This window comes from Streptomyces sp. JL2001 (assembly GCF_050917515.1).
Taxonomy (GTDB): domain Bacteria; phylum Actinomycetota; class Actinomycetes; order Streptomycetales; family Streptomycetaceae; genus Streptomyces.
Genome location: NZ_CP169421.1, coordinates 1,968,501 through 1,987,920, shown reverse-complemented (window position 1 = coordinate 1,987,920; position 19,420 = coordinate 1,968,501). Strand labels below are relative to the sequence as shown.

Below are 19,420 nucleotides of genomic sequence, written 5' to 3'. Positions count from 1 at the left end.
CGAAGGGGCCCGCGCCGTGCGACGGCGCGGGCCCTCTCCCGCGTGGTGACGGCCGTGCGGAGTGCCGTCAGTCCTGCTTCTTCCGGCGGGTGCCGAAGACGATCTCGTCCCAGCTCGGGACCGCCGCGCGGCGGCCCGGCCGGACACCGTCGGCCTCGGCCTGGCGGTCGGTGGTGCCCGTCAGACGGTCGCGGTGACCCGAGACCGCCCGGGGCATCAGGACGTCCGCGTACGCCGAGCCCGCACCGGCCGAGGCCGCCGGAGCCGGCGGCTCCTCCGCCTCGGGCTCGTCGGACGGTTCGGTCGACGACGGTTCGGTGGTGCGTTCCGGGACGACCATGTCGCCGCGGAAGCTCGGCACCGCCTCCAGCAGGCTGGTCAGCGAGTCCCGCTCCTCCTCCGGCTCCGCGGAGGCGGACGGCCGTTCCGGCTGGCGCTCGATCTGCCGGTCCAGCGCGCGGTCGAGCGGCCGGTCCCGGGGCAGTCGGGCGATCCGCGGCACGAACGGGAAGCTCGGCTCCGGCGCGGCGGCGATCGTGTCGTCCGTCTCGCCGATCAGCGCCCGCGCCTCGTCGTCCACGGCCTGGACGAGCCGTCGGGGCGGGTCGTACGTCCAGCTCGCCGTGTGCACCTCGCCCGCCACCCGGTAGACGAGCAGCACCTCCCAGGTGCCGTCGTCACGGCGCCAGGAGTCCCACTGCACGGTGTCCTTCTCGGCGCCGCGCAGCAGCAGCCGCTCCTGCACCGCCTCGCCGAGCTGGGGTCCGGTGTTCTCGCCGGGCCGGCGCACGGGGGTCTTGCGGGCCCGCTCCGCCATGAACGCCCGCTCCGCGAGCACGGGGCCCTCGAAGCGGCGTACGCGGTCGACGGGGATCCCGGCGAGCTGGGCGACCTCCTCGGCGGAGGCACCGGCCCTTATACGCGCCTGGATGTCACGGGGGCGGAGGTGGCTCTCCACCTCGATCTCGATCTGGCCGAGGCGCGCGCGGTCGTTGCGCACGGCGGCGCGCAGCCGCTCGTCGATCGGAAGCGTGTACTCCGTGCTGTCAGCAGCCTTCAGCACCAGTCGTGTGCCGTCGTTGGAGACGGCCACGACACGCAGTTCGGGCATGGGGACCTCCCGGGTGGTGCCTGCCGACGTCACGTGCGTCGCTGCTTCCGCTAGTCGAGTGTGGCCTGCCCGGGTGCAGCCTGCCACAACCTTGCCGAGTTGCCCGGCGTGTCGGGCATGGACCCTGGACCGCCGTTATGGCACGGTTACCTGTCTGCACACGTAGAGTGACAGCTCGTCACGCTGTGCAGCGGGCGTCCGTGCGGTGCCGCGGCGCCGCCGGTTCGAGTGCCACCTTCGGCCCCCTCCCGATGACCCGGACGCCCATGAGAGAGCCCGGACCCAGGGCTCGACACAGTACTCCATTCGGGCCACCTGGGTGGACCGGCGCGCCGCCCAACTTTGCCGACGGTACGGGAGTTGAGTCTCCTCGCTCATGCACCCACGTGGCGCTGTTCACATAAACCCCAGAAGCGGAACTATTCCTTTCGCCCATATGTCCCTTGTGGGTGCATGGTGGAACGAATGAGCAGGCAAGGGGCGGGAATGGATCACGCCGAGGACGCGAAGAAGGAGCAAGTCGCGTCGGACGGGAAGAAGAAGCGGCTCGACCTGAGCGTGGCCCAGGTCTCCGCCAGTGCGGTGGCCGCCGTCGTGGCCGCCAAACTCGCCTCCACCCTGGGCGTGTACGGCACGATCCTGGGCGCAGGACTGATCAGTGTCATCGCGACCTGTGGCGGCTCCTTCCTCCAGCACCTCTTCAGGCGCACGGGCGAGCAGATACGCGAAGTCGCCGTCCACGGCGAGCCGGTGAGGGCCGGGCGGGCCGTCGGGGGTCCGCCGGCCGCCCGGCGGGCCGGGGCCGTCGCCGCGCCCGGCCCGCCGTGGCCGCCGGTCGAGGCCGGCCCGCCGTACGACGAGGAGTTCGGCGCCGCCACCACGCACGGCACCCGGGTCCGCGGCTGGAAGCGCTCCGCCGTCGCCGCGTCCCTCGTCTTCCTGGTGTCGATGGGCGGCATCACCGCCTACGAGCTGATCTCCGATCAGGACTTCAGCGGCACCAGGGGATCGACCACCTTCGGCTCGGTCGTCCGGGGCCAGGACGGCGCCGGGCGCACCCCGTCGACCCGCGAGACCCCGGAGGAGCGGCAGGGCGACGGCGCCGACCCGACGCCCCGCACGGAGGGGGAAGGCGGAGGCCCGTCCCGCGGCACCGGAGAGGTCACCCCGGAGCCCGAGCCGACGCCCTCGGACTCCGCCGACCCGACACCCGAGCCGTCGGCCACGCCGTCCGCGCCGTCGACGACGCCCGCTCCCACCCCGCCCGCGACCGGAACCCCGTCCGCCGGTGCACCGGCCGGCGAGACGCCGGCCGGCTGAGGCGCCGTCAGTCGCCCAGGACCCGCCGCAGGTAGTCGTTGCCGAAGAGCCGGTCCGGGTCCAGCCGGTCGCGCAGGGCCGTGAACTCGGCGAAGCGCGGGTAGACCTCAGCGAAGTAGGCGGCGTCCCGGGTGTGCACCTTGCCCCAGTGCGGACGTCCCCCGTGCGCCGTCATGATGCTCTCCACCGCGGTGAAGTACGCGCGGTGGGGAGTGCCCTTGTAGAGGTGGACGGCGATGTAGGCGCTCTCCCGGCCCGAGGCGGTCGAGAGCGTGATGTCGTCCGCCGGAGCCGTCCGCACCTCGACCGGGAAGCTCACCTTCAGCGGCGAGCGCTCGACCATCGCCTTGACCTCGCGCAGCGCCGAGACGGCCGCCTCGCGCGGCAGCGCGTACTCCATCTCCAGGAACCGCACCCGGCGCGGCGAGGTGAACACCTTGTAGGGGATGTCGGTGTAGGTGCGGGCCGACAGGGCCCGGCTGGAGATCTTGGCGATCGAGGGGATCACCGGGGGCACCGCGCGGCCGAGGGAGCAGGCCAACTGGAAGACCCCGTTGGACAGGAACTCGTCCTCGACCCAGCCGCTGAGCCGCCCGGGAGGGGCGGCCGGGCCCGCGCTGCGGTTGTTGCGCTTGGTGTTGCAGTTGTCCGTGTGGGGGAACCAGTAGAACTCGAAGTGCTCGTTCTCCGCGTGCAGCGCGTCGAACTCCGCGGTGACCCGGTCGAAGGTCATCGGCTCCTCGCGCGCGGTGAGCAGGAAGACCGGCTCCACGGCGAAGGTGATCGCCGTGATCACACCGAGCGCGCCGAGCCCGAGGCGCGCGGCCGCGAAGACCTCCGGGTTCTCCTTCTCCGAGCAGGTCATCAGCCGTCCGTCGGCCGTGACCAGCTCCAGCTCGCGGATCTGGGCGGCGATGGAGGCCGAGTCCCGGCCGGTGCCGTGCGTGCCGGTGGAGGTGGCGCCGGCGACCGTCTGCTCCATGATGTCGCCCATGTTCGTGAGCGACAGGCCCTCCCGGGCCAGCGCCACGTTCAGCCGCTTGAGGGGCGTGCCCGACTCGACGGTGACCGTCATCGCCTCGCGGTCGATCCGCCGGATCCCGGCCAGCAGATGAGGGCGGACGAGCAGGCCGTCCGTGGCGGCGATCGAGGTGAAGGAGTGGCCGGTTCCGACCGTCTTCACCCGCAGCCCGTCCTCGGCCGCCTTCGTGATCGCCTCGGCCAGTTCGTCGGCCGACGCGGGGCTCACCTCCCGCACGGGCCGGGAGGTGACGTTCCCGGCCCAGTTACGCCACGGGCTGCTCGTCGCCCCGGTGCTCTCCCTCGTGGTCCCGCTCACGCTGCCCCTCCCCAGTCGGCACCGGCTTGCCCAGCCGGCGGTACCCCAGGAGACCCACCACCACCGCGACGCCACCCGAGACGACGGGCACCACGTACCCCGCCTCCGCACCCCGGGCGTCGACCACCCAGCCGGCGGCCGAGGAGCCGAGCGCCACACCGATCGCGAGCCCGGTACCCGTCCAGGTCATGCCCTCGGTCAGCTTGGTGCGCGGTACGTGCGCTTCGACGAGGGCCATGGTGGTCACCATCGTCGGTGCGATGGACAGGCCCGCGACAAAGAGCGCCACGGCCAGCAACGGCAGGTTCCCGGCCAGTAGGAGGGGGATCATACTCACGGCCATCGCGCAGACGCCCAGCAACCAGCGCCGGGACGGCTCGCCCTTGAGATGCAGCAGCCCGAAGACCGCGCCCGCCAGGCAGGAGCCGAGCGCGTACACGGCGAGGACCAGGCTGGCGGCCGCCTTGGCGCCCCGCTCGTCGGCGAAGGCCACCGTCACCACGTCGACCGAGCCGAAGATCGCGCCGGTGGCGACGAAGGCGAGCGCGAGCACCTGGAGGCCGGGGGAGCGCAGGGCGGAGCCGCCGGAGTCCGCGGTGCGCGGATGCGGCCGGGGCTCGGTGGCGCGCAGCGAGGTCAGCCAGAAGACGCCGATCGCGAGGAAGACGCCGGCGAACAGCGGGCCGGCCTCGGGGAACCAGATCGTGGACAGGCCGATGGAGAGGATCGGGCCGAAGATGAAGCACACCTCGTCGACGATCGACTCCCACGAGTACGCGGTGTGCAGCCGGCGGCCCTCGCCGCGGTAGATCTCCGCCCAGCGGGCCCGGGTCATGGCGCCGACGCTCGGCACGCAGCCGACCAGGGCCGTGAAGGCGAAGAGCGTCCAGTCCGGGGCGTCCTGCTGGACGCAGACGAGCAGTCCGGCGCCCGCGGCCAGCGCGATCAGGGTCGCCGGGCGCAGCACGCGCCGCTGGCCGTACCGGTCGACCAGCTGGGACACCCGCGGGCCCATCACCGCGGCGGACGTGGCCAGGGTCGCGGAGAGCGCGCCCGCCAGGCCGTAGCGCCCGGTGACCTGGGAGATCATGGTGACGATGCCGATGCCCATCATGGACAGGGGCATCCGGCCGACGAAGCCGGCCACGGAGAAGGACGTGGTGCCGGGCGCCGCGAAGATCGCGCGATAGGGACTGGGCAAGGGGATCTCCGGGCGTCGGCTCAACACGTGTAATTAATAGCTAAAGCCTACGGTGTTGAAGTGGGTGCGGTCAGCCTGTTTTCCGGTCGGGCCGCGCCCTCGGCCGCGTGGGGCGGGTGGGAGGATCGGTCCATGTCCGATCAGCACGATCCCGCCCCGTACGACGCCCTTCTGCTGCTCTCCTTCGGCGGCCCCGAGGGCCCGGACGACGTGGTCCCGTTCCTGGAGAACGTGACCCGCGGCCGAGGCATCCCGAAGGAACGGCTCAAGGAGGTGGGGCAGCACTACTTCCTCTTCGGCGGCGTCAGCCCGATCAACGACCAGAACCGCGCGCTGCTCTCCGCGCTGCGGGAGGACTTCGCGCAGGCCGGCCTCGACCTGCCGGTCTACTGGGGAAACCGGAACTGGGCGCCCTATCTCACCGACACCCTGCGGGAGATGATCACCGACGGCCGACGCCACATCGCCGTGCTCACGACCAGCGCCTACGCCTCCTACTCCGGCTGCCGCCAGTACCGCGAGAACCTCGCCGACGCGCTCTCCGAGCTGGAGGCCGAAGGGCTGCCGCTGCCCCGGGTCGACAAACTCCGGCACTACTTCAACCACCCCGGGTTCGTCGAGCCGATGGTCGAAGGCGTCCTCGCCTCCCTGGACGCACTCGACCCGTCCGTGCGGTCCGGCGCCCACCTCGCCTTCACCACCCACTCCATCCCCGACTCCGCGGCGGACTCCTCCGGACCGGCGGCCGAGCACGGCGCGGGCGGGGCCTACGTGAAGCAGCACCTCGACGTCGCGCGGGTGATCGTGGACGCGGTCCGCGAGCGGACCGGCGAGGACCACCCCTGGCGGCTCGTCTACCAGTCCCGCAGCGGCGCCCCGCACATCCCCTGGCTCGAACCCGACATCTGCGACCACCTGGAGGAGCTGCACGGCGCCGGGGCCCCGGCCGCCGTGATGGTCCCCATCGGCTTCGTCTCGGACCACATGGAGGTCCTCTACGACCTCGACACGGAGGCCACCGCCAAGGCCGCGGAGCTGGGGCTCCCGGTGCGGCGCTCGGCGACCGTCGGGGCGGACCCGCGCTTCGCCGCGGCCGTGCGCGAGCTCCTCCTGGAGCGCGCCGCGAGCGAGCGGGGCGTCCGCGCCGAGCGCTGTGCGCTGGGCGCCCTCGGAGCCTCCCACGACCTCTGCCCGATCGGCTGCTGCCCGGCGCGGGCCGACCGGCCGGCGGCCGCCGGCGCCGACAGCCCGTACGCCTAAGGAGCACCCATGACCGAGCCCGTGACCCCCGGGTCCACCGGCCCCGCGCCGGCCGACCCCCTCCTCGCCGAACTGCTCACCCTCGCCCTGGAGGCCGGCCGCCGGGCCGGCGCGCTGCTGCGCGACGGCCGGCCGGACGACCTCGCCGTGGCCGCGACCAAGACCAGTCCGATCGACGTCGTCACCGAGATGGACCTCGCCGCCGAGAAGCTGATCACCGGCTACCTGTCCGAGCACCGTCCCGACGACGGCTTCCTCGGCGAGGAGGGCGCCGCCAGCCCCGGCACCAGTGGCGTCCGCTGGGTCATCGACCCGCTCGACGGCACCGTGAACTACCTCTACGGGCTGCCCACCTGGGCGGTCTCCATCGCCGCCGAACGCGACGGCGAGACCGTCGTCGGCGTCGTGGCGGCCCCGCTGCGCGGCGAGACGTACCACGCGGTCCTGGGCGGGGGCGCGTACGTCGGCGACCGCCGCCTCGCCGCCCGTCCGTCGCCCCCGCTGGACCAGGCCCTGATCTCCACGGGCTTCGGCTACCTCCAGCACCGCCGGGCCCACCAGGCCGACGTCGCCCAGCGCATGATCCCGCTCCTGCGGGACATCCGCCGGGGCGGCTCCGCGGCCATCGACCTGTGCGACGTCGCGGCCGGCCGCCTCGACGGCTACTACGAGCGCGGCCTCAACCCCTGGGACCTCGCCGCGGGGGACCTCATCGCCCGCGAGGCGGGCTGCCTGACCGGGGGACGCCCCGGCGAGCCCGCCTCGGGCGAGCTGACCGTCGCGGCGTCCCCCGGCGTCTTCGCCCCCCTCCAGGAGCTCCTGGAGGAGCACGGCGCCTGGCACGACTGAGGGCTGTCCCCGGACACGTGAAGGGGCCCCGTGCGGATGCGCACGGGGCCCCTTCACGTCGGTGGGGTCGGTCAGGCGCAGGTCGCGCCGATCTCCACGCCGTGTTCGGCGGCCAGGCGATGCAGGTCTTCGAGCTCAGCCTGCTCGACGTCCGCGAGGAAGTCGTCGCCCGTCTCGCGAGCCCGTGTGAGGTCGGTCTGCGCCGTCCTAATGCGCTGCAGCAGTCCTGCGGTGAAAGCGTCCATCGTGCGCCCCCTCGTCATGGGTCGGTGGCACGGGGTGTGCCGAGGGTGGGTGGATCACACGCTGCAACCTCTGGGGGACAGAACGGCTTGTGGCGTGCCACATACAGGGCGTGATCACGGGGTGTGCAGTCGTCCTCCCCACGCCCTTCCTCACAGAAACCTCAACTGGCCCGTGAATCAGGTGAATTCTCGGCGCGCCCCTGCCCGCCTCCGGCGCACGCCCCTCGGTCCCGTCCGGAACGTCCCGCCCGCGCGGCGGACCCCGGGGGACACCCGAAGCGGACCCGGGAGCGGCCCCGCACCCACCCCGGGCAGGGGCGGCCGCAGCCCGTCTTACAGCCGGTTTACGCGCGTTCGGGGCAGGATGGACACGCACAGTCAGTGCTCAGAAACCGCCCGGTCCGCGCTCTTCGCGTCCATGACCAGGGCACTCGGGAAGGAAATGCGACGTGCGTGTACTCGTCGTCGAGGACGAGCAGCTGCTCGCCGATGCGGTGGCCACCGGACTGCGCCGGGAGGCACTGGCCGTCGACGTCGTGTACGACGGCGCCGCGGCCCTCGAACGCATCGGGGTGAACGACTACGACGTGGTCGTCCTCGACCGCGATCTCCCGCTCGTCCACGGCGACGACGTCTGCCGCAAGATCGTCGAGCTCGGGATGCCCACGCGCGTCCTGATGCTCACCGCCTCCGCCGACGTCAGCGAGCGCGTGGAGGGTCTGGAGCTCGGCGCGGACGACTACCTGCCGAAGCCCTTCGCGTTCACCGAGCTGACCGCGCGGGTGCGGGCGCTCGGCCGGCGCACCACGGTGCCGCTGCCGCCCGTCCTGGAGCGCGCCGGGATCAAGCTCGACCCGAACCGCCGCGAGGTCCTGCGCGACGGCCGGGAGGTGCAGCTCGCCCCGAAGGAGTTCGCCGTCCTGGAGGTGCTGATGCGCAGCGAGGGAGCCGTCGTCTCGGCCGAGCAGCTGCTGGAGAAGGCCTGGGACGAGAACACCGACCCGTTCACCAACGTCGTGCGGGTCACGGTGATGACCCTGCGGCGCAAGCTCGGGGAGCCGCCCGTCATCGTCACGGTGCCCGGCTCCGGCTACCGGATCTGACCACCGTGACCACGACCCCTGCGCCGCCCCAGGCGCCCCCCAAGCCGACCTGGGACCCCCGGGACCCGGTCCGGCCGCTGCTGCGTCCGACGATCCGCATACGGCTCACGCTGCTGTACGGCGGCATGTTCCTGATCGCGGGCATCCTGCTGCTGTCGATCATCTACCTGCTCACCGCCAACGCGCTGAACGTCACCGTCGCCGATCTGCCCTTCAAGATCGTCGAAGGCAAGGTGCTGCCCACCACCTCCGGGTGCGTCCTGCCCGAGCAGGGCAATGTGGACGACTTCAACCGCGCCGTCACGGCCTGCTTCCAGCATCAGCGCGACGTGGCCCTCGACGACCTCCTGCGGCGCTCGCTGTTCGCGCTGCTGGGCCTGAGCATCATCGCCTTCGCCTTCGGCTACGCCATGGCCGGCCGGGTGCTCTCCCCGCTCGGCCGGATCACCCGGACCGCCCGCCAGGTGGCCGGATCCGACCTGACCCGGCGGATCAAGCTGGACGGCCCCGACGACGAGCTCAAGGAGCTCGCCGACACCTTCGACGACATGCTGGACCGGCTGGAACGGGCCTTCACCGCACAGCAGCGGTTCGTCGCCAACGCCTCGCACGAGCTGCGCACGCCGCTGGCGATCAACCGCACGCTCCTGGAGGTCCACCTCTCCGACCCCGGGGTGCCCGTGGAGCTCCAGCAGCTCGGCAAGACGCTGCTGGCCACCAACGAGCGCAGCGAGCAGCTCGTGGAGGGCCTGCTGCTGCTGGCCCGCAGCGACAACGAGATCATCGAGCGCAAACCGGTGGACCTCGCCGAGGTCGCCTCGCGCGCCATCGACCAGGCGCACGCGGAGGCCGAGGCCAAGGGCGTCGAGATCCGCGGCGGGCGGGAGCCCGCCGTGGTGCAGGGGAACGGCGTCCTGCTGGAGCGGATCGCCCTGAACCTGGTGCAGAACGGCGTGCGCTACAACGTGGCGGAGGAGGGCTGGGTGGAGGTCACCACGGCGGTGGACCACGGACAGGCGGTCATGGTGGTCTCGAACACGGGTCCCGTGGTTCCCGCGTACGAGGTCGACAACCTCTTCGAGCCGTTCAGACGGCTGCGGACGGAGCGTACGGGGAGCGACAAGGGCGTCGGTCTCGGCCTGTCGATCGCCCGGTCCGTCGCGCGCGCCCACGGCGGCCGTATCATCGCGGAGCCCCGCGAAGGCGGCGGTCTCGTGATGCGTGTCACTCTTCCGATCTGACACACTTCGGGTACCAGCCGGTTCCGTTCGCTTTGCGCGGAATTTTCGGAGCCCGTTCCTGAGACGCACCTGTGTGATCGATCACAGGAGCGAGCACCCGACTCTCTACTCTCCGTGATCGAGAATTTCAGTGGAAAACCGGGAAAAGTACGGGTTTCCGGGGCCCTGGATGACGGGAAGTACACGGGGTGGCACCCGTGAGGGACGGCAGGTGGACCGTGTACGGTCCCGTTCGCCACCCAAAGCCGATCACTCGTGAGAGGGCGGGTTGGGTGTCGATTGAGTAACAGACCTTGATGTGAGGCAAAATCTCCGCCTCGGGTCGGGCACAAGTCCGGCCTCTCACGCGTTACGTGCGCTGGAGACACCGCAACCACCCAGAGGGGGAGAGCGACATGGCAACGGATTACGACACCCCACGCAAGACCGACGACGACGTCGATTCGGACAGCCTTGAGGAACTGAAGGCCCGCCGGAACGACAAGTCGACCTCGACGGTCGACGTCGACGAGTTCGAGGCCGCAGAGGGCCTGGAGCTTCCCGGCGCGGACCTGTCCAACGAAGAGCTCGCCGTCCGGGTCCTGCCGAAGCAGGCCGACGAGTTCACCTGCATGAGCTGCTTCCTCGTGCACCACCGCAGCCAGCTGGCGCGCGAGAAGAACGGTCAGCCGATCTGCCGCGACTGCGACTGAGACCGGTCGGCCGTGGCAGGCGACACACCGTCTCGGAAGCGGCGCTTCCGCCTCCCTGGGAGGCCGGAGGCGCACCAGGGCGGCTCCGGCCCGGCCGAGGGTGCCCAGGAGGCTCCCGAAGCCGAGCAGACCGCCTTCCTGCCCGTCCTCGGCGTACGTGACGACGAGCGGGGCCCCTCGGCCTCGCTCGAAGCGGCCACGACGCCGGATCCGGTCGAGCGGGAGACACCGCGTGGCGGCCGTCTCGGCGCCGTCAGGCGGGCCGCCGACCCGGCGCGCGCCCAGCTGGACCGGCTCGGACTCGACCGTGCCCGGATGGACGCGGTCAGGCGCGGCGTGAAGCGCGGCGGCGAGAGCGCCAAGGCCGGTATCGGCTATCTCGCCGACCGGCTGATCGAGCTGGCTCCGCGCATTCCCGTGCGCGACCTGGCGACCCTGCGCAAGCACTTCCCGGGGCTCGGCCCCGAGCAGATCGCCGACAAGCTCGTGGCCGGCGCCGCCAACGCCAGCTCCACCGTCGGTGCCGGCATCGGCGCCGCCGCCATGCTGCCCGTACCCCCCGCGATGCCGGCCGAGCTGGCCGCGGAGATCACGGGCGTCGCGGCCATCGAGCTGAAGCTCATCGCCGAACTGCACGAGGTCTACGGCCTCCGGCCGCCCGGGTCGCTCACCCAGCGCTCGACGGCCTATCTGACGTCGTGGGCCGAGGAGCGGGGGATCGACCCCACCCGGCCGACCACCGTCAACGCGGCGCTCGGCGGGCAGCTCAAGCGCGAACTGCGGCAGCAGATCATGAAGCGCATGGTGCGCAACCTGCCCAACCTCATGCCGTTCATGGTCGGCGCCGCCGTCGGCGCCGTGATGAACCGGCGCGACACCAAGAAGCTCGCGGGACACATCCGCAAGGACCTGCGCAAGCGCCAGGTCCCCTGGGAGGCCCTCGGCGGCCTGCCCCCGCTGGAGCAGCCGAAGAACCCCAAGGAGATCGGCTTCTAGGCCCTGTCACCCGGACAGGACCCAGGCCTGCCGGACGACACGGTCAGGGGCGGAGCGACCGCCGGCCGTTCCGCCGCACAGCCGGCCGTCCCGCCCGGCGGCCGACCGCCCGGACGCCGCTCCGAAGGGCGGGCCCTACGCCTCCGCGGACCTCGCGCTCGCGTCTCCCGCCGCCTCCGCGCCGGCCGCCTCCAGGGCCGCCGCCAGACCCTGCGGGTCCCGGGTCGAGAGGTAGACGTACGGCGTCGGGTCCGCCGGATCGGTGACCTCGACACGGAGCGCGGTCGGGACGTAGCTCCGCAGCAGCATGAACGCGCGCGGATCGGCCTTGAAGCTGCGCCAGGCGCGCGCCTCCTCCGCGTCCAGCACCTCGGGCGTCCCCAGCGCGGAGACCGGGATCCGCGCGTCGCCGGCGACCAGCGACCCCGCCACCACACGGATGCGGGCGGAGCCGTACGAGGAGACCACGACGGCCGCCGCGGCCGTCGCGGCGATCAGGCCGGCGAGCATCGGGATCGTGCCCAGCGGGAACGTCACCAGACCGCCGGACAGGCCCAGCAGCGCCACGATCACCCACCACGAACGGGGGGCGGTCAGTCGTTCGTCGAAGCGCGGCGCGGAGGACGGTGCGGAAGGCTGCATGCCTCCAAGCTTGGCACGGCGCGACCAGGCCCTACCCGCGCGGGTAAGGTCTGCGCCTGTGACTGCAACATCTGCCGCCCTCACCCCGCCGGCCGACGCCATACCGCCGGTACGCCACCCCGACGCGCCCGCCCCCGGCGAGCTGCTCGGCGCGCACTACGAGCACTGCTTCGGGTGCGGCGGCGGGCAGCCCCACGGACTCCACCTCGCGGCCCGCGCCGGCGAGGGCGTGACCGTCACCGCCGAGTTCACGGTGACCCCCGACCACCAGGGCGCCCCCGGCCTCGCGCACGGCGGCGTCCTCGCCACCGCGCTCGACGAGACCCTCGGTTCCCTGAACTGGCTGCTGCGGGTCATCGCCGTCACCGGACGCCTGGAGACCGACTTCGTCCGGCCCGTGCCGGTGGGCACCGTCCTGCATCTGGAGGCCGCGGTCACCGCCGTGCACGGGCGCAAGATCTACTCGACCGCGACCGGCCGGATCGGCGGGCCCGAGGGCCCCGTCGCCGTCCGTGCCGACGCCCTCTTCATAGAGGTCAAGGTCGACCACTTCATCGACAACGGCCGGCCGGAGGAGATCCAGGCCGCCATGTCCGACCCCGACCAGGTCAGGCGCGCCCGCGCCTTCGAGGTGAACCCCTGATGCGCAACCCCGTCGACGTACTCATCCGGCGCGTGGACCCGGACGTACCGCTCCCGTCCTACGGGCATCCCGGGGACGCCGGGGCCGACCTCGTGACCACCGAGGCGGCCGTCCTGGCCCCCGGTGAGCGGGCCGTGCTCCCCACCGGGGTCTCCATCGCGCTGCCCGACGGCTACGCCGCCTTCGTGCACCCCCGCTCGGGCCTGGCCGCCCGCTGCGGAGTGGCCCTCGTGAATGCCCCGGGGACGGTGGATGCCGGGTACCGTGGAGAGATCAAGGTGATCGTGGTCAATCTCGACCCGCGCGAGAGCGTGCGGTTCGAACGATTCGACAGGATTGCCCAACTTGTCGTCCAGCAGGTCGAGAAGGTGCGCTTCCACGAGGTGGCGGAGCTTCCCGGCTCGGCGCGGGCCGAGGGGGGCTTCGGGTCCACCGGCGGGCATGCCGCCGTGGACGGCACATCGGGTGGGAATCGATACGCTTCGGTCGTATCCGACCGGGAAGGACAGTGACGTGTTCGGACGTCGCAAGAAGAGTGGTTCCGCTGGGGACGTGGCGGACGCAGCGGGCGAGGCCGAGCAGGTCGTCGACGAGCTCGACACCGACGACACGGCCGGCGCCCGGCGCCGGGTGAACCTTCCGCCGGCTCCCCGGCCCGACGGACCGTGGGACATCTCCGAGGTCTCCAAGCCGGAGGACGGCCGGGTGGACCTGGGCGGCATCTTCGTGCCCGGAGTCGAGGGCATGGAGCTGCGGGTCGAGGTGGCGGGCGACGCGATCGTCGCGGCCACCGTCGTGCTGCGTGACAGCGCCGTGCAGCTGCAGGCGTTCGCCGCGCCGAAGAAGGAAGGCATCTGGGGCGAGGTCCGCGAGGAGATCGCCTCCGGCATCACCCAGCAGGGCGGTGTCATCGACGAGGTCGAGGGCCCGCTGGGCTGGGAGCTTCGGGCCCAGGTCCCCGTACAGCTGCCGGACGGCACCGGCGGCGTGCAGCTGGTGCGTTTCGTGGGCGTCGACGGGCCCCGCTGGTTCCTGCGCGGAGTGATCTCCGGCCAGGGCGCGGTGCAGCCCGAGGCGGCCGGCCTCCTGGAGCAGATCGTCCGGGACACCGTGGTGGTCCGGGGCGAGGGGCCGATGGCCCCCCGCGACCCGATCGTCCTCAAGCTGCCGAACGACGCGCAGATGGTGCCCGAGGGCGTCCAGCAGGAGGAGCAGGAGGGCTCGCGCTTCTCCGGCGGCATGGGCCAGCTCCAGCGCGGTCCCGAGATCACCGAGGTCCGCTGACCCCGGTCGCCGCACGGACCTCCGCATGAAAGGTGGGCCGGTCCCCGTACACGTGTACGGGGACCGGCCCACCGGCGTTCCGTGGATCTTCGCCCCTCCGAGTCTGGCCCGCGGGCGCCCCGGCGGCACATACTGACGGGCGCACGTGTCCGACGACGGGGGGAGCCCAGGGTGAGTGAGAGCAGCGCGCGGTCCGGTACAGCGGTGGCCGAGGACCCGTCCGGCGGCCCCATGGTGCGCGTCCGGAACCTGCACCGGTCGTACGGCACCGGCGCGGCGGCCGTCCACGCCCTGCGCGGGGTCTCCTTCGACATCCCGCGCGGCGAGCTCGTCGCCCTCAAGGGCCGCTCCGGTTCCGGCAAGACGACCCTGCTCAACCTGGTCGGCGGCCTGGACACCCCGGACGACGGGCGGATCACCATCGGCGGCACGGACCTCGCCGAGCTGGGCGAGAACGGCCTCCTGGAGCTCCGCCGGGACCGCATCGGCTTCATCTTCCAGTCCTTCGGTCTCATCCCCATCCTGACGGCCGCCGAGAACGTGGGCGTCCCGCTGCGCCTGCGGAAGGCCGATCCCAGGGAGCGTGAGGAGCGGGTCGCCCTGCTGCTCGCCCTGGTGGGCCTCGCTGACCACGCGGCCCAGCGGCCCGGCGAGCTGTCCGGCGGCCAGCAGCAGCGCGTCGCCATCGCCCGCGCCCTCGCCAACAGGCCGGCCCTGCTGATCGCCGACGAGCCGACGGGCCAGCTGGACGCGGAGACCGGACTCGCGGTGATGGAGCTGCTGCGCGCCGTGGTGCGCAGCGAGGGCGTCACGGCGCTGGTGGCCACCCACGACCCGCAGCTGCTGGGCCTGGCGGACCGGGTCCTCGAACTCGGCGACGGCGAGATCATCGAGCACTAGGGTCCGTGAGCCCGGGGCTCCCAGGCCCCCGGGCCCCTGGCCCCCGGCCCCCCGGGGCTCCCAGGCCCCCCGGGCCCCCCGGGCCTCCGGCCCGCAGGAGGGGGTGCGCACCGGCACGGGCCTCAGGGGGCCGCACGACCTCAGGGACCCTGCCGTGTCCCCAGTGCCGACGCCCGCAGCGTCAGGTAGTGGTGTTCCGGCACGCTCGCCGTGCGGGCCGCCGCACGCAGGTACTCCTGCCGGGCCGCCTCCGGTTCCCCCGCGCGCTCCAGCAGATGGGCACGCACCACATGGACCCGGTAGTGGTCCTTCAGCTCGCCCCGCCCGGTCAGCTCGTCCACGATCTCCAGGCCCGCGGCCGGGCCGTGGACCATCGCCACCGCGACCGCGCGGTTGAGGGACACGACCGGGCTGGGCGAGACCTGCTCCAGGACCCCGTAGAGCGCCAGGATCTGCGGCCAGTCCGTCTCCCGCGCCGTCGGCGCCTCGTCGTGCACCGCCGCGATCGCGGCCTGCACCTGGTAGGGCCCCACCGGCCCCCGGGGCAACGCGGCGGTGACCAGGGCCACGCCCTCGGCGATCGCCGCCGCGTCCCACCGCGAGCGGTCCTGGTCCGCGAGCGGGATCAGCTCGCCGGAGGGGCCCGTGCGGGCCGCGCCCCGTGCGTTGGTGAGCAGCATCAACGCCAGCAGGCCCGCGACCTCGCTGTCGTCGGGCAGCGTCGCGTGCACGGTGCGCGTCAGCCGGATCGCCTCGGCCGACAGCTCCACCCGGCGCAGTTCGGCCCCGTCGCTCGTCGCGTACCCCTCGTTGAAGATCAGGTACAGGACGTGCAGGACGGCCGCGAGCCGCGCCGCCCGGTCCTTCTCCTCCGGCATGCCGAACGGCACGCCGGACGACTTGATCCGCTGCTTCGCCCGGGAGATCCGCTGGCCCATGGTCGCCTCCGGCACCAGGAAGGCCCGCGCGATCTCGCCGGTGGTCAGCCCGCCCACCGACCGCAGCGTGAGGGCGACGGCGGACGCCCGCGAGAGCGCCGGATGGCAGCACAGGAAGAGCAGCGTGAGGGTGTCGTCCCGGCCCGCCGCGTCGTCCGCGTCCGCCGCGGGCGCGGCCCACCGGTCCGCCGGCTCCAGACCGGCCGCCCGGTCCTCCCGGCGCCGACGCGCCTGCTCGGCGCGGACCAGATCGGCCATCCGGCGCGCGGCCACCTGGATCAGCCAGCCGCGCGGATTGCCCGGAACCCCCTGTTCCGGCCACTGGGCCGCCGCGTCGGCCAGCGCCTCCTGCACCGCGTCCTCGGCCGCGTCGAAGTCCCCGTACCGGCGCGTGAGCACGCCGACGACCTGCGGCGCCAGCGGGCGCAGCAGGTCGTCGATCCGGTGCTCGGTGCTCACAGCTCCGTCGGAGGCGCGGACATGACCTCGCGGACCTCGATCGGCATGTTCAGCGGTGCCCCGCCCGGGCCGGGCGCGGTCGAGACCTCGGCCGCGATGGCGACGGCCCGCTCCGGCGTCTCCACGTCCACGATCCACCAGCCGGCCAGGAACTCCTTGGTCTCCGCGAACGGACCCTCGGTGACCAGCGGCGACCCGTCGCCCGCCGCCCGCACGATCCTCGCGGTGTCCGGCATCGCCAGACCCTGGGCGTCGACCAGCTCACCGGCGGCGGCGAGCTTCTCGTTCGTGGTCCTCATGAACCCGATGTGCGCCTGGATCTCCTCCGGCCGCCACTCGCCGATCGCCGGCGCGTCCAGCGTCTGCGAGCTGAACTGCATCAGCAGCATGTACTTCACGGTGTGCTCCTCGTGTCTGTCGTGGGGCCCGTAGGGCCCGGATGCACGGACAGGTCGAAGCCGGCCCGGGGATTTCGACACCCGCGAGAGGTTTCCGCCGAGAATATCCAGCGGGATTCCCCGGGCCCCGCGTCCACGCGCATCAGAATCCCGTCAATACGGCTCCACGCACCCCACGCCCGTACAGAATGTCCGATTCCCCGGACGTATGGTCGAGCCATGGGTGGACGCGGCAAGCTACGGATCTACCTCGGTGCTGCCCCGGGCGTCGGCAAGACGTACGCGATGCTCTCCGAGGGACACCGGCGCGTCGAGCGCGGCACGGACTGCGTCGTCGCCTTCGTCGAGCACCACGACCGCCCGCGCACCGAGGTCATGCTGCACGGGCTGGAGCAGGTACCGCGCCGCTCCCTGACCCACCGGGGCGCCGCCTTCACCGAGATGGACGTGGACGCGGTGCTGGCCCGGCGGCCCGCCGTCGCCCTCGTGGACGAACTCGCCCACACGAACGTGCCCGGCTCCCGCAACGGCAAGCGCTGGCAGGACGTCGAGGAGCTGCTCGCCGCCGGAGTCGACGTCATATCGACCGTCAACATCCAGCACCTGGAGTCACTCGGCGACGTCGTGGAGTCGATCACCGGGGTGCGCCAGCGCGAGACGGTGCCCGACGAGGTCGTCCGCCGCGCGGACCAGATCGAGCTGGTCGACATGTCGCCCGAGGCGCTGCGCCGCCGCATGGCGCACGGGAACATATACAAACCCGACCGCATCGACGCCTCGCTGTCGAACTACTTCCGGCCCGGCAACCTGACCGCGCTGCGCGAACTCGCCCTGCTGTGGACCGCCGACCGGGTCGACGAGTACCTCCGGCAGTACCGGGGCGAGCACAACATCCGCTCCACCTGGCAGGCCCGCGAGCGGATCGTCGTCGGTCTCACCGGCGGTCCCGAGGGCCGCACCCTCATCCGGCGCGCCGCCCGCCTCGCCGAGAAGGGCGCGGGCGGTGAGGTGCTCGCCGTGTACATCGCGCGCAGCGACGGGCTCACGGCCGCCTCGCCCAAGGAGCTGGCGGTGCAGCGCACCCTTGCGGAGGACCTCGGCGGAACGTTCCACCACGTCATCGGCGACGACATCCCCTCGGGCCTGCTGGAGTTCGCCCGGGGCGTCAACGCCACCCAGATCGTCCTCGGCTCCAGCCGCCGCAAGACCTGGCAGTACGTGTTCGGCCCCGGCGTCGGCCAGACCGTCGCCCGCGAGTCGGGACCCGACCTCGACGTCCACATCGTCACCCACGAGGAGGTCGCCAAGGGGCGCGGGCTGCCCGTCACCCGCGGCGCCCGCCTCGGCCGCCCCCGGATCATCTGGGGCTGGGTCGTCGGCGTCGGCGGTCCGGCGCTGCTCAGCCTCCTCCTCACGCATGTCGACGCCGATCTCGGCCTGGCCAACGACATGCTGCTGTTCCTGGGCCTCGCCGTGGCCGCCGCACTGCTGGGCGGGCTGCTGCCGGCCCTGGCCTCGGTGATCTTCGGCTCCTTCCTGCTGAACTGGTTCTTCACCCCGCCGGTGCACCGGATCACGATCGCCGACCCCAGGAACATCGTCGCCATCGCCGTCTTCTTCGGTGTCGCCGTGTCGGTGGCCTCGGTGGTCGACCTCGCCGCCCGGCGCACGCACCAGGCCGCCCGCCTGCGCGCCGAGTCCGAGGTGCTCTCCTATCTCGCCGGCAGCGTGCTGCGCGGGGAGTCGAGCCTGGAGGCCCTCCTGGAGCGGGGCCGGGAGACCTTCTCGATGGAGTCGGTCGCCCTGCTGGAACGGGCGAGCGACGTCGACCCGTGGACCTGCGCGGCGAGCGTGGGCACCCGGCCCGCCGTCCGCCCCGAGGACGCGGACGTGGACATGCCCGTGGGCGAGCACCTGGCGCTCGTCCTCACCGGCCGGGCCCTGCCCGCCGAGGACCGGCGGGTGCTCGGCGCCTTCGCGGCGCAGGCCGCGGTCGTCCTCGACCGGCAGCGACTCGTCGGAGAGGCCGAGGAGGCGCGGAAGCTCGCCGAGGGCAACAAGATCCGCACCTCGCTGCTGGCCGCCGTCAGCCACGACCTGCGCACCCCGCTCGCCGCGATCAAGGCCGCCGTCTCCTCGCTGCGTTCCGACGACGTCGAATGGTCCGAGGCGGACCGGGCCGAGCTCCTGGCCGGCATCGAGGACGGCTCCGACCGGCTCGACCACCTCGTGGGGAACCTCCTCGACATGTCCCGCCTCCAGACCGGCACCGTCACCCCGCTGATCCGCGCCGTCGACCTGGACGAGGTCGTGCCCATGGCGCTCGGCGGAGTCCCGGACGGCAGCGCGGAGCTGGACGTCCCCGAGAGCCTGCCGATGGTCGAGGTCGACAAAGGACTCCTGGAGCGGGCGGTCGCCAACATCGTCGAGAACGCCGTCAAGTACAGCCCGCCCGAGGTGCCGGTCGTCGTCGCCGCCAGCGTGCTGGGCGACCGGGTCGAACTGCGGGTCGTGGACCGCGGGCCGGGAGTGCCCGACGAGGACAAGGACGGCATCTTCGAGCCGTTCCAGCGCTTCGGGGACGCACCGCGCGGCTCCGGCGTCGGCCTCGGCCTCGCCGTCGCCCGGGGCTTCGTCGAGGCGATGGGGGGCACCGTCACGGCCGACGACACCCCGGGCGGGGGCCTGACGATGACCCTGACCCTCAGGGCCGTACGCGGACGGCCGCCGGCCGCCGCCCCGGAGCTGCCCGCCCGGGCCGCACCCTGACCCGCCCCCCCGCACCGCCCCACCGAGAGC

The 19,420-nt window shown here is 72.9% G+C and carries 19 protein-coding genes; 12 read left to right on the top strand and 7 right to left on the bottom strand.

Going from position 1 to position 19,420, the window contains the following annotated elements; genetic code table 11:
• Positions 1 to 67: 67 nt before the first annotated feature.
• Positions 68 to 1,111, bottom strand: coding sequence for a septation protein SepH (sepH, locus tag ACE1OA_RS08660; protein WP_356604161.1), 1,044 nt, complete (start codon positions 1,109 to 1,111; stop codon positions 68 to 70).
• A 486-nt stretch (positions 1,112 to 1,597) separates the two neighbouring features.
• On the opposite strand from sepH, the gene ACE1OA_RS08655 reads away from it, so the two are divergent.
• Positions 1,598 to 2,431: a hypothetical protein gene (locus ACE1OA_RS08655; RefSeq protein ID WP_384867656.1), complete on the top strand. Its 834-nt coding sequence runs from the start codon at positions 1,598 to 1,600 to the stop codon at positions 2,429 to 2,431.
• A 7-nt stretch (positions 2,432 to 2,438) separates the two neighbouring features.
• Here ACE1OA_RS08655 and ACE1OA_RS08650 read toward each other — a convergent pair whose 3' ends face one another.
• Together ACE1OA_RS08650 and ACE1OA_RS08645 are read right to left on the bottom strand one after the other, a co-directional pair.
• The gene (locus ACE1OA_RS08650) at positions 2,439 to 3,770 is read right to left on the bottom strand and encodes a D-arabinono-1,4-lactone oxidase (protein ID WP_432752588.1); all 1,332 of its coding nucleotides are present in this window, start codon (positions 3,768 to 3,770) and stop codon (positions 2,439 to 2,441) included.
• Positions 3,718 to 4,971 (bottom strand): MFS transporter, encoded by a 1,254-nt coding sequence (locus ACE1OA_RS08645; protein WP_356604155.1) that lies wholly within the window; start codon positions 4,969 to 4,971, stop codon positions 3,718 to 3,720. The genes ACE1OA_RS08650 and ACE1OA_RS08645 overlap by 53 nt, the downstream gene beginning before the upstream one ends.
• A 132-nt stretch (positions 4,972 to 5,103) precedes the next feature.
• Between ACE1OA_RS08645 and ACE1OA_RS08640 the strand changes: the two genes are divergently transcribed.
• The gene (locus tag ACE1OA_RS08640) at positions 5,104 to 6,231 is read left to right on the top strand and encodes a ferrochelatase (protein WP_356604153.1); all 1,128 of its coding nucleotides are present in this window, start codon (positions 5,104 to 5,106) and stop codon (positions 6,229 to 6,231) included.
• A gap of 9 nt (positions 6,232 to 6,240) precedes the next feature.
• Positions 6,241 to 7,080, top strand: a complete 840-nt coding sequence (locus ACE1OA_RS08635; RefSeq protein WP_386544211.1) for an inositol monophosphatase family protein — start codon at positions 6,241 to 6,243, stop codon at positions 7,078 to 7,080.
• A gap of 71 nt (positions 7,081 to 7,151) precedes the next feature.
• Here ACE1OA_RS08635 and ACE1OA_RS08630 read toward each other — a convergent pair whose 3' ends face one another.
• Complete coding sequence (locus tag ACE1OA_RS08630) at positions 7,152 to 7,325, bottom strand: hypothetical protein (RefSeq protein WP_187282579.1); 174 nt, start codon at positions 7,323 to 7,325, stop codon at positions 7,152 to 7,154.
• 449 nt (positions 7,326 to 7,774) lie between these two features.
• Between ACE1OA_RS08630 and ACE1OA_RS08625 the strand changes: the two genes are divergently transcribed.
• The 4 genes from ACE1OA_RS08625 (at position 7,775) to ACE1OA_RS08610 (ending at position 11,357) form a co-directional block, all read left to right on the top strand.
• Positions 7,775 to 8,428 (top strand): response regulator transcription factor, encoded by a 654-nt coding sequence (locus ACE1OA_RS08625; protein ID WP_147976775.1) that lies wholly within the window; start codon positions 7,775 to 7,777, stop codon positions 8,426 to 8,428.
• A 5-nt stretch (positions 8,429 to 8,433) separates the two neighbouring features.
• A complete protein-coding gene (locus tag ACE1OA_RS08620) occupies positions 8,434 to 9,669 on the top strand; it encodes a sensor histidine kinase (protein ID WP_356604146.1) in 1,236 nt (411 codons plus the stop codon).
• 395 nt (positions 9,670 to 10,064) lie between these two features.
• Positions 10,065 to 10,361 (top strand): DUF4193 domain-containing protein, encoded by a 297-nt coding sequence (locus ACE1OA_RS08615; RefSeq protein WP_003955561.1) that lies wholly within the window; start codon positions 10,065 to 10,067, stop codon positions 10,359 to 10,361.
• Between the two features lie 12 nt (positions 10,362 to 10,373).
• A complete protein-coding gene (locus ACE1OA_RS08610; protein ID WP_356604144.1) occupies positions 10,374 to 11,357 on the top strand; it encodes a hypothetical protein in 984 nt (327 codons plus the stop codon).
• Positions 11,358 to 11,492: 135 nt separating this feature from the next.
• On the opposite strand, the gene ACE1OA_RS08605 is transcribed toward ACE1OA_RS08610, so the two are convergent.
• Entirely contained in the window at positions 11,493 to 11,999 is a 507-nt protein-coding gene (locus tag ACE1OA_RS08605; protein ID WP_356604142.1) for a DUF3093 domain-containing protein, read from the bottom strand.
• 58 nt (positions 12,000 to 12,057) lie between these two features.
• Between ACE1OA_RS08605 and ACE1OA_RS08600 the strand changes: the two genes are divergently transcribed.
• The 4 genes from ACE1OA_RS08600 (at position 12,058) to ACE1OA_RS08585 (ending at position 14,826) form a co-directional block, all read left to right on the top strand.
• Positions 12,058 to 12,642: a PaaI family thioesterase gene (locus ACE1OA_RS08600; protein WP_356777358.1), complete on the top strand. Its 585-nt coding sequence runs from the start codon at positions 12,058 to 12,060 to the stop codon at positions 12,640 to 12,642.
• Positions 12,642 to 13,154: a dUTP diphosphatase gene (dut, locus tag ACE1OA_RS08595; protein ID WP_147976780.1), complete on the top strand. Its 513-nt coding sequence runs from the start codon at positions 12,642 to 12,644 to the stop codon at positions 13,152 to 13,154. The genes ACE1OA_RS08600 and dut overlap by 1 nt, the downstream gene beginning before the upstream one ends.
• Position 13,155: 1 nt before the next feature.
• Positions 13,156 to 13,926 (top strand): DUF3710 domain-containing protein, encoded by a 771-nt coding sequence (locus tag ACE1OA_RS08590; protein ID WP_356604138.1) that lies wholly within the window; start codon positions 13,156 to 13,158, stop codon positions 13,924 to 13,926.
• Positions 13,927 to 14,157: 231 nt separating this feature from the next.
• Positions 14,158 to 14,826 (top strand): ABC transporter ATP-binding protein, encoded by a 669-nt coding sequence (locus ACE1OA_RS08585; RefSeq protein WP_432754049.1) that lies wholly within the window; start codon positions 14,158 to 14,160, stop codon positions 14,824 to 14,826.
• Between the two features lie 140 nt (positions 14,827 to 14,966).
• On the opposite strand, the gene ACE1OA_RS08580 is transcribed toward ACE1OA_RS08585, so the two are convergent.
• Both ACE1OA_RS08580 and ACE1OA_RS08575 read right to left on the bottom strand, forming a co-directional pair.
• The gene (locus ACE1OA_RS08580) at positions 14,967 to 16,223 is read right to left on the bottom strand and encodes an RNA polymerase sigma factor (protein WP_432752587.1); all 1,257 of its coding nucleotides are present in this window, start codon (positions 16,221 to 16,223) and stop codon (positions 14,967 to 14,969) included.
• Positions 16,220 to 16,612, bottom strand: coding sequence for a YciI family protein (locus ACE1OA_RS08575; protein ID WP_432754048.1), 393 nt, complete (start codon positions 16,610 to 16,612; stop codon positions 16,220 to 16,222). Before ACE1OA_RS08575 ends, ACE1OA_RS08580 begins: the two co-directional genes overlap by 4 nt.
• 228 nt (positions 16,613 to 16,840) lie before the next feature.
• On the opposite strand from ACE1OA_RS08575, the gene ACE1OA_RS08570 reads away from it, so the two are divergent.
• Positions 16,841 to 19,390 (top strand): ATP-binding protein, encoded by a 2,550-nt coding sequence (locus ACE1OA_RS08570; protein WP_384867640.1) that lies wholly within the window; start codon positions 16,841 to 16,843, stop codon positions 19,388 to 19,390.
• The last annotated feature ends 30 nt before the right edge of the window (positions 19,391 to 19,420 follow it).